Genomic DNA, 10,373 nt, shown 5'->3' with positions numbered 1-10,373 from the left:
GAAACAGATGAAAGAACATACAGGAAAAAATAAAATATTTATTGTCATTATCATCTGTCTGTGTGCGGTCATCATTGCGGGACTGATTTATTTCATGAAATTAAAAGGAGGTTCAGATTCGGCATTTAAGCCGGATCTGGATTCAAATGCGAAGACCCAGACGGCAGACGATACCGGGGAAAAGCCGACAGGAATCCGGATACCGGGCTATCCGTCCATTACGATCGAGGCAGACAAAAAAGACGTGCAGATGAACTTGATGAATCCGGAAGGAAACCCATGTTACTTTACATTTGAAATCGTGCTTAACGACACAGATGAGACGATTTACACATCGAAGATGGTGGAACCGGGGAAGGCGATTACAGAGGTGACATTAGAGAAGGCACTTGCAGCGGGAGAATATCCGGCGACCATCAAGATTACGACCGCATCACTCACCGATGGTTCCGCCATGAACGGGGCAAATGTAGAGACGACAATCATTGCACAGTAACGGGAGGGAGAACGATGAAAAAGAGAAGTATAAGAACAGGAATTCTTTTCGCACTACTGACTCCAGTGCTGTTAATATGTGCAGAAAATCCAATCTATGCAGCCACCACCCAGACGGCGGGAAGTGCGACAGTCAGTTATCATGTGGACCCGGCTTACCAGGTGACGATTCCGGTAGATACAAGCATGCAGTTTAATGAGACAGAAACCTCTTACGGGAATATTGTAGTAGAGCAGGCGCAGATTGAGGATGGAAAATGTATCCAGGTGTCATTGCTATCTGATCTTAACTTAAAGAATTCCAACAATTCAAAGGCAGTGATTCCTTATCAGATTTTGGCGCAGGATGAGGCGGGAAGCCGGCCATTTACATCAGCGCAGTATACAAAAGCCGGGGAAGAGACACCTCTTACTATCGCGATTAAAAAAGAAGACTGGAAGAAGGCGGCGGCCGGAGAGTACGCAGATACGGTGACATTTACTATATCATACGTGGACAAAAGTGAGTAAGGGGGCGTGCATATGAGGGAAAAGACAGAAAATATGGATATCATTGTGGATAAAAAGACTGTCCGCGTTACAACGGCAGTGTTTGTGACAGTGATGACTATGCTGGCTGCAATCGCAGCAATGTTCTTTACGACCATGTCCGTTCTGGCAGCAGATGCAGGAAGCTCATCGAATTCCCAGAGCACCATCAGTACAACCGTGCCGGACTCCCATAATATCCGTGTGGAAAAAAGTCACGCAGATGTAGTGATAGAAGGGGAAGAAGATCAGATAGAAGGCAACATAGATAACTTTGTTGTGGATCGTTTTGCCGAGCCGAAGATACGGATCACACCGGAAGAAGGATGGAAGGTTTCAAGGATTCATCTGAACGGGGAAGACGTTACGGAACAGTTCCAAGACGGATATCTGACACTGGAAGAAGTCTGCGAGGATACGACACTGGTCATTGAGACAGCAGAAGATACCAGCGGCGGCGAAAGCAAAGACCCAGATAAGGATAAAGATCCGGGAAAAAATCCAGATAAGGATAAAGATCCGAATAAAGGAACACCGGGCACTGGAAAGAGACATGAATCAGAAAAAAAGACACCGTTAAATAAGCTGAAAAACCAGATAGCAGCAGTCACAGGAGACGAAGCAAGACCGATGCTTTATGCACTGGCAGCAATTGCAGCAGCAGCTGTGATCAGTGTGACGGTTATAAGAAGAAAAAATAAATAACAAAAGGGCGTATCGGTACAGATATCAAAAGATTTTATCCCCCTCTCAGGTGTCATGCATCTGGGAAGGGGATAAAATATTATACAGGCATGACCTTTTCCCAATTAGCCGGTACATATTCTGGAAATGTAAACCTCTCGTATTTTGCAACAGAAGATAAACAGTATATAACAGTTGACAACAGTACTATGCTGTTATATACTGTTTACAACAGGAGGAAACATATGAAGATTATAATCAATAATTCGTCGATGGTACCAATCTATGAACAAATTATGGAGCAGATCAAAGCACAGATTATCTCCGGAGAATTAAAAGAAAATGATATATTGCCGTCCGTGAGAACGATGGCAAAGGAACTGAAGATCAGTGCACTTACTGTGAAGAAAGCATATGATAATCTGGAAGCGGAAGGCATGACAGTCACGGTTCATGGGAAGGGAACTTATGTTGCGGCATCCAATACACAGCTGATGGAAGAAGAACGCAGAAAAGAAGTTGAGACAGATCTGGAAGCAGCGATCCAGAAAGGAAGGCGCTGCGGAATGAAAGAGGAAGAGATTCGTTCATTATTTGAACTCATCATGGAGGATGAATACTTATGTTAGAAATCAAAGGGGTTAAGAAAAGCTACGGCGAATTTCAGTTAGACTGTTCATTAAATGTAGAAAAAGGAAGAATTACTGGTCTGGTCGGAGAGAACGGAGCCGGTAAGAGTACCTTATTCAAAGCAATGCTCGGACTTATTTCTTATGATGGCGGCGAGATAAAGATCATGGGAAAAACACCGGAACAGTTAGGTGAAAAAGAGAAAGAAGAGTTGGGAGTTGTTCTGGCAGAAGCCGGATTCAGCGGTTATTTGAAAGGGAAAGATGTTGAGGCAGTTCTGGCAAGATTGTATCCAAGATTTGAAGCAGAAAAATTCCATCTGATGTGTGACAGATATCAGATTCCGTTGAATAAATTTATAAAAGAGTATTCAACAGGTACGAAAGCAAAATTGAATCTGATCATTGCATTGACACACCAGGCAAAATTTCTAATGATGGACGAGCCGACAGCAGGACTTGATGTCGGAGCAAGGGAAGCAATGCTGGACATTTTAAGAGAATATATGGAAGAAGAGCCGGAGAGAAGCATCCTGATCAGTTCACATATTTCTTCGGATCTGGAGCATCTGTGTGATGACATCTATGTGATTCATAAAGGAAAGATTGTACTTCATGAAGAGATGGATACGATTCTTGAAAAATATGCGGTGTTGAAAGTCAGTGAGGCGCAATATCAGGCAGTGGATAAAAGTTACATTTTGAAAGAGAAAAAAGAGAACTTTGGAATTTCCTGCCTGACGAACGAGAAGCAGTATTATATAGAAAATTATCCGGAGATCGTAGTGGAGAGCGGCTCACTTGATCAGGTGATTCTTATGTTGACAGGAGGCGAGAGATAATGAAAGGAATCAGAGGACTGCTGGAAAAGGATTTTCGGTTGTTTTTCCGGCAAGGCAGCAATCTTTTTCTGATGTTGGCGTTTATGGCATTATTCTTTATACTAACGGGAAAAACAGGAGCTACCTTCATTGCAATGTATATTCCATCCGTTATGGCAGTATATTCAGGGAATACGATCAGTTATGATGAAAATGAACATGGCTACACGTATTTATTTTCTTTACCTGTAAACAAAAAAATATATGTCAGAGAAAAATACATGTTTTCCTTTATTATGACAGTGTTTGGATGGGGGATTGGAGTAATCTGTGCAGGAATTGCTGTATTCATAAAGCCGGGAGAAGTTTTTGATTTGGAAATGTTGGCAATGGAGCTGATCACAATTTTTGTGTTTCAGGCGATTGCGGGGATTGTGATTGCAATTCGGTTAAGGTTTGTAGGAGAGAAAGGACGATTTGCACTGCCAATTGCAGTTTTAATTGTTTTTGCAAGTTGTTATATAATTGGATTTTTTGTGAGGGCCAACTCGGGATTAAAAGAAAGTATTTCGTATATGATAGGAGAAACAGGCGATTTTGGAATCGCGATTGCACTGATTGTATTAAGTCTGATTGTATGGTTTGCTTCGTATAAGTATAGTATGAGAGTTATGAAAAAGAAAGAGTTTTAACAATTATAAGGATTCAGACACAAAGCATTCTGATATTCCCAGAGGATTCGCACAATTATGATTTAAACAGATTGATTAAACCGCTCTATGACGGTCCGGTGAATCTGGCATTAAAGACCGGAAAAAAGATTGTTCCGGTTGCCCTGGTGTTTGACTTTTTGAAAAAGAGGTAATATAATTACAAGAAACGAGTAGCAAGTAAGCGTAAATCCAGTTTACCGGCTACTCGTTTTTTATTTTGCAAAAAGTAAATATCGCCAAGAAAAAGTGTGTAGCGTGTCAGCGTAAGTCCAGCTTATATGACAGGGTACGCACTTTTTTTGTGTCAAAAAGAAAGGAGTTTAAACGAAATGGCGGAAAGCAACAAGATGAAGGAGATGCCGGTGAATAAGTTGATGGTCCAGATGGGAATCCCGATGATCTTATCCATGGCATTGCAGGCAGTCTATAACATAGTAGACAGTGCGTTTGTGGGAAATATGAGAGTAGGCAGTGAAGCAGCACTAAATGCTTTGACACTGGTATTTCCGGTGCAGATGCTTATGGTGGCAGTGGGGATCGGAACCGGTGTAGGAACCAATGCACTTCTTGCAAGGACACTTGGACAGGGAAATAGTAAAAAAGCTGCAAAGGTAGCAGGAAACAGTCTGTTTCTGGGAGTGATTATTTATGTGGTCTGCTTATTGTTTGGTATCTTTGGGGTGAAAGCATATATTTCATCGCAGACAGTAGATGCAGAAGTATTGGAGATGGGAGTCAGCTATCTGAGGATATGCTGCGTAATCTCTTTTGGTATTATTTTCTTTTCTTTATTTGAAAAGTTATTGCAGGCAACAGGACGTTCTCTTTATTCCACGATTGGACAGGTGGTTGGCGCAGTTGTAAATATCATTCTTGATCCGATCATGATCTATGGTATTGGCCCCTGCCCGGAAATGGGAGTGAAAGGAGCGGCTTATGCAACTGTAATTGGCCAGGTAGCATCCGCGGTATTACTGCTCATTTTTCATATCAAATTCAATAAGGAATTCGAGCATGGGGCGAAATACATGAAGCTGGATGGCGGAATTATCAAGGAGATCTATACAATCGGACTTCCGGCAATCATTGCACAGGCACTGATGTCCATTATGGTTTATGTAATGAATCTGATTCTGAAATTCAATCCGTCAGCACAGACAGCTTATGGATTATTTTATAAAGTTCAGCAGTTTGTACTGTTTCTTGCTTTCGGTCTGCGAGATGCGATCACTCCGATCATTGCATTTGCTTATGGAATGAGAAGCAAAAAGAGAATTCAGGATGGAATCAAATATGGTCTGATCTATACGGTTATATTAATGATTCTGGGAATTGTAATTACAGAGATTTTTCCAGGGGGATTTGCAACGCTGTTTAATGCAGGGGCGTCCAGAGAATATTTTATCGGAGCAATGAGGATAATCTCAGTAAGCTTCTTGTTTGCCGGAATCAATATTGCTTATCAGGGCATTTATCAGGCATTGAATGGTGGCGTGGAATCACTGGTTATTTCGCTTCTAAGACAGTTTATTATTATTCTGCCGCTGGCTGGAATTTTTTCCGTGTTTGTCAGAAATGGTGAGATGACAGTTTCGCTGATCTGGTGGGCATTTCCGATTACTGAAATTATTTCATGCTTTGTAGGATATGTGTTCTTGAAGAGAATCAGTAAAAATAAAGTTGATGTTTTGAATTAAGGAGGAATCAGAGATGGAAAAAAGAATCATTACAATCAGCAGAGAATTTGGAAGTGGCGGACGTTTTATCGGAGAAGAAACAGCGAAGAAACTTGGGATTACTTATTATGATAAAAATATCATTAATGAGATTGCAGAGAAGTCTGGTTTATCTCCGGAATATGTCCGGGAAAGTGCAGAATTATCTCCGAAGAAAGGATTATTTGCATATGCATTTGCCGGACGTGATATTACAGGGAAATCCATAGAAGACATGTTGTATGAGGCGCAAAGAAAGGTTATTTTAGAACTGGCTGATAGGGAATCTTGTGTAATTATCGGAAGAAATGCAGATTATATCCTGAAGGATCGGGATGATGTATTGAACGTATTTATCCATGGGGATATGCCGGAAAAAACACAGCGTATTATGGACTTATATAATGTAGGAGAAAAGGAAGCTGTCAAAATGATGGCAGATACGGATAAAAGGCGTATGACGAATTATAATTTTTACACCGATCAGAAATGGGGAAAGGCCAGTAATTATACGTTGTGTCTGAACAGCTCGAAGCTTGGATATAACAGATGTGAGAAGATTATTATGGAGTGTAGTTGTAATCCTTGATGAGGCAACTGCTTACACAGATCCAGAAAACGAGGCGATCCTGCAGAATTCTATCGTAAAACTGGGAGCAGGGAACACGCTTTTTCTGTTCATCCATCTGCCGGACCAGAAGATCCATGGCAGTTTTGGCAATCGGAGAATCGGGATGATTGAAGTATCTTGATATGGTAGTTTTTGAAAAATGTGTGCATTCAGCAATATCTGCAAAAGTTACCTGTAATATCTTTTGGTATAACAATTCTCATGAAAAAACGCAATGCTAAAATAACCGATTACGTAACTGGTTAATTTAATACACAAAAGTGTTGACAGAAAGAGATGGATATAGTATTATCAAACTATAAAGTAACCGGTTACGTAACCGGTTATACACGAAGGGTTAATAGAGGAATGGAGGAAGAAGTGCATGAAACTTATCTACAGGATATGAACAGCAAATATGTTTATCCAATTATCTTTCAATTAAACAGAAATACTTTGATCAATATCAGAAGTCAGTAAGCGAAGAAAAATAACGATACGAACAACAGGAGAATTTGCATGAGTGAGATGTTAGAAAAGGCTAGAAAATATGAAGAAGAACAAGGAAAGCAGATAAAAGCAGAAGACAGACCGGCTTTTCATGTGAGTCCATATGTCGGTTGGATGAATGATCCGAATGGTTTTTCATACTATCAGGGAGAGTACCATCTTTTTTATCAGTATTATCCATATGATACACACTGGGACAGTATGCATTGGGGGCATGTGGTAAGTAAAGACTTATTACATTGGAAATATCTTCCAGCAGCTCTTGCACCAGATGAAGAATACGATAAGGGTGGATGTTTTTCGGGAAGTGCAATAGAGTTGGATGACGGTAGACAATTGCTTATGTATACAGCCGTAGATCAGGAAACATTAGAAGATGGAAGTAAAAGAGATATACAGACACAGGCGGTAGCTGTCGGAGACGGAAGAGATTATGTGAAATATGAGAAGAATCCGGTTTTAACAGAAAAGGATCTTCCGGAAGGTGCAAGTAAAGTAGATTTCCGTGATCCAAAAATCTGGAAAGGAAAAGATGGAAACTTCTATTGTGTGATCGGAAGCAGACCGGCAGATGGAAGCGGACAGATTCTTCTTTACAGAAGTGAGAATGGATTTGACTGGGAATTTGTCAGCATCCTTGCAGAAAATAAGAAACGTTTTGGAAAAATGTGGGAATGTCCGGATTTCTTTGAACTGGATGGAAAACACGTTCTTTTGACCAGTCCACAGGATATGCTGCCGGAAGGCTTGGAATATCATAATGGAAATGGCACTTTATGTATCATAGGAGAAATGGACAAGGATACATATACCTTAAAAGAGCAGTTTACGCAGTCTGTGGATTATGGAATTGATTTTTATGCAATGCAGACGGTGAAAGCACCGGACGGCCGCAGAATTATGATTGGCTGGATGCAGAACTGGGACACACTGGCTCATCGTGATAATGATTCGAAGTGGTTTGCACAAATGAGTCTGCCGAGAGAATTATCTGTGAAAAACGGAAGACTTTATCAAACGCCGATTAAAGAACTTGATGCAATGCGTAAAAACAGAGTTGAGTACAACAATGTAGTAATAAATAATGATACGATCTCATTAGATAAAATCGAAGGACGAACGATAGATATGGAGCTTGTGATACGTCCGGAAGATAAAGAAAATGGCTATAAGAAATTCGCATTACGTTTTGCACAGAATGAGAGGTTTCATACAGAATTGTGCTTCCGCCCGGATGAGTCTGTCCTGAAAATTGACAGAAAATTTTCAGGAAGCGAACGAGCATTGGTTCATCAGAGAAGATGTCTGGTAAATGGAGGTGCCGATGAATTAAAGCTTCGTGTGGTTTTGGATAGATTTAGCGTAGAAATATTTATCAATGATGGCGAGCAGGTTATGTCGGCTGTCATATTTACAGAACAAGAGGCAAAAGGAATTTCATTCTTTGCTGAAGGCGCAGCTAAAATAGATATAGTGAAATATGATTTGGTTTAGGAAATGCATGATAAAACTTGCATAGAGTTTGAAGACGCATGGATAATGATAGGGGGGATTCCTAAAACGGGAATCTCCTTTGCAGTATAGGAGCATAGAGTATTGATGATAGAGGAAAGAAGAAAAAAATATGAGAAGGAACTGCATGAAAAATATCTGCAGTTATATCACAATGAACAATGTTATGAAGAACTAATGCAGATGCTGGAAGAAGCTTATCAGAACAGACCAGCGGAGCTTAGGCGATTAGATGATAGAAGAGAGAAAGAACCAAACTGGTATCGTAACAGAACCATGCTTGGAATGACGATGTATCCGAAGTTGTTTGCGGGTGGATTAAAAGGTGTGATAGAACACTTGGATTATCTGTCAGAGCAGAAGATTACCTATCTTCATTTAATGCCGCTTTTAAAGATGCCTCATCCATATAATGACGGTGGGTATGCGGTGGAAGATTTCAAGCAGGTCGACCCGGAAATAGGAACAAACGAAGAGTTAAAAAGACTGACAAAAGAGCTGAGAAAGCGTGGCATCAGCTTATGTCTGGATGTAGTTATGAATCATACGGCAGATACACATGAGTGGGCGATACGAGCCAAGAGAGGCGAACAGGAATATATGGATCGCTATCAGTGCTATGAGACGCGAGAAATTCCAGATCAATTTGAAAAGACAATGCCGCAGGTGTTTCCGGAAACTGCTCCGGGAAATTTCACATGGTGTGAAGAGATGCACAGACATGTACTGACAACATTCTATCCTTATCAATGGGATTTGAATTATCATAATCCGAAAGTATTTAATGAAATGATTGGGAATATCCTTTATCTGGCAAATATGGGAGTCGAAGTGTTTCGTATTGATGCAGTTCCTTATATCTGGAAAGAGTTAGGAACGAATTGCAGAAATCTTCCACAAGTGCACCTCATTGTCCGTATGCTGCGAATGATTCTTGAGATGATCTGTCCGGCTGTGATACTAAAAGGCGAGGTTGTTATGGAACCAAAAGAACTTCCGGTCTATTTTGGAACAGAGAGTGAACCGGAATGTCATATGTTATACGGAGTTTCCAGCATGGTAAATCTGTGGGCAGCACTGGCTACGAGGGACACAAGGATGTTGAAACACCAGATGGATGTGATTCACAGCCTTCCGAAGAATTGCTATTTTGTCAATTACCTTCGCTGTCATGATGATATTGGCTGGGGGCTGGATGAAGAACAGGAGAAAAAGCTGGAAATAAACCCGATTCGGCACAAAGAATATTTGTATCATTTCTTTGAAGGTACTTATCCATATAGCTTTGCGCGAGGAGAATTATATAATTACGATCCGGTGACGAAAGATGCCAGAAGCTGTGGAACAACCGCAAGCCTGTGTGGAATCGAAAAAGGCGGATTTGAAGGGGATTTAGAGCAGGTGAAACAAGGAATCCAAAGAGTGCTCATGATGCATGCAGCATGTATGAGTATGGAAGGATTTATAATGCTTTCATCCGGGGACGAGATTGGTCAGGTAAATGATTATGATTATAAGAAAAACCCGGATATTGCTGCGGATAGCAGGTATCTGCACCGTAGTTTGTTCCGGTGGGACAATGCAGACAAGAGAAAAGAAGCAGGTACTGTACAGTATGAAATTTGGCATGGCCTGAAGCAGATGGAAGAAATGAGGCGTCAGGAGGATTGTTTTGGTGAGATTGCCAGTATTTCTACCTGGGACACAGGAAATTATGCGGTTTTTGCAATCAGAAGAACAGTAGGAAATGAAGAATTAATCTGTCTGGCTAATTTTTCAGAATATGGGCAGAATGCATGGCTGAACTGTCTGGAAGGTGAATATGAGGATTTATTTACAGGAGAAAAACTGGAAATGAATTCGGTATGGATGAATCCTTATCAGTACAGATGGTGCGTGAAAAAATAGGAATCTTATGAAAAAAGCAATGTCATTTTTGGAGACAGGATGGGATTGAAGTTTTAGAATAGAATGTTCACAAATTCTTCACAAAAAAATTAGCACTCACCTATTGACAGTGCTAATATTAGGTGCTATAGTACAGATAGAACAAAGGAAGAGAGAAAAAGAATCAAAGATATGAAGCAGACAGCATTCATAGATGATTCGAAATCTGGAATCCTGAAGTTTTAGTAAACAACACCTCGGAATTCTCC

At 40.6% G+C, this 10,373-nt stretch carries 11 protein-coding genes; all 11 read left to right on the top strand.

Features of this window, described 5'->3' with window-relative positions; all coding sequences use genetic code 11:
* The first annotated feature begins 7 nt into the window (after positions 1–7).
* The 11 genes from NKF87_RS10350 (at position 8) to NKF87_RS10300 (ending at position 10,125) form a co-directional block, all read left to right on the top strand.
* Positions 8–496 carry a hypothetical protein gene (locus tag NKF87_RS10350; protein ID WP_161143758.1) on the top strand — a complete coding sequence of 163 codons (489 nt, stop codon included), beginning with the start codon at positions 8–10 and terminating at the stop codon, positions 494–496.
* A 14-nt stretch (positions 497–510) separates the two neighbouring features.
* Positions 511–1,005, top strand: a complete 495-nt coding sequence (locus NKF87_RS10345) for a hypothetical protein (RefSeq protein ID WP_117598547.1) — start codon at positions 511–513, stop codon at positions 1,003–1,005.
* A gap of 12 nt (positions 1,006–1,017) precedes the next feature.
* The gene (locus NKF87_RS10340) at positions 1,018–1,728 is read left to right on the top strand and encodes a hypothetical protein (protein WP_117598546.1); all 711 of its coding nucleotides are present in this window, start codon (positions 1,018–1,020) and stop codon (positions 1,726–1,728) included.
* A gap of 224 nt (positions 1,729–1,952) precedes the next feature.
* On the top strand, positions 1,953–2,336 hold the full coding sequence (locus NKF87_RS10335; RefSeq protein WP_028086730.1) for a GntR family transcriptional regulator: 384 nt from the start codon (positions 1,953–1,955) through the stop codon (positions 2,334–2,336).
* On the top strand, positions 2,330–3,178 hold the full coding sequence (locus NKF87_RS10330; RefSeq protein ID WP_117598545.1) for an ABC transporter ATP-binding protein: 849 nt from the start codon (positions 2,330–2,332) through the stop codon (positions 3,176–3,178). Before NKF87_RS10335 ends, NKF87_RS10330 begins: the two co-directional genes overlap by 7 nt.
* Positions 3,178–3,849, top strand: coding sequence for an ABC-2 transporter permease (locus tag NKF87_RS10325; RefSeq protein WP_138375810.1), 672 nt, complete (start codon positions 3,178–3,180; stop codon positions 3,847–3,849). Before NKF87_RS10330 ends, NKF87_RS10325 begins: the two co-directional genes overlap by 1 nt.
* A gap of 350 nt (positions 3,850–4,199) precedes the next feature.
* Entirely contained in the window at positions 4,200–5,567 is a 1,368-nt protein-coding gene (locus NKF87_RS10320; protein ID WP_117598543.1) for an MATE family efflux transporter, read from the top strand.
* Positions 5,568–5,580: 13 nt separating this feature from the next.
* Entirely contained in the window at positions 5,581–6,174 is a 594-nt protein-coding gene (locus NKF87_RS10315; protein WP_117598542.1) for an AAA family ATPase, read from the top strand.
* Complete coding sequence (locus NKF87_RS10310; protein WP_117598541.1) at positions 6,137–6,337, top strand: hypothetical protein; 201 nt, start codon at positions 6,137–6,139, stop codon at positions 6,335–6,337. The genes NKF87_RS10315 and NKF87_RS10310 overlap by 38 nt, the downstream gene beginning before the upstream one ends.
* 377 nt (positions 6,338–6,714) lie before the next feature.
* On the top strand, positions 6,715–8,199 hold the full coding sequence (locus tag NKF87_RS10305) for a glycoside hydrolase family 32 protein (protein WP_117598540.1): 1,485 nt from the start codon (positions 6,715–6,717) through the stop codon (positions 8,197–8,199).
* Between the two features lie 105 nt (positions 8,200–8,304).
* Positions 8,305–10,125: an amylosucrase gene (locus NKF87_RS10300; protein WP_117598539.1), complete on the top strand. Its 1,821-nt coding sequence runs from the start codon at positions 8,305–8,307 to the stop codon at positions 10,123–10,125.
* Positions 10,126–10,373: the final 248 nt, after the last annotated feature.

It is taken from the genome of Dorea longicatena (genome assembly GCF_024168045.1).
Taxonomy (GTDB): Bacteria; Bacillota; Clostridia; order Lachnospirales; family Lachnospiraceae; genus Dorea_A.
Note: the sequence above shows the minus strand (reverse complement) of the source record. Positions and strands in the feature narration are given on the sequence as shown.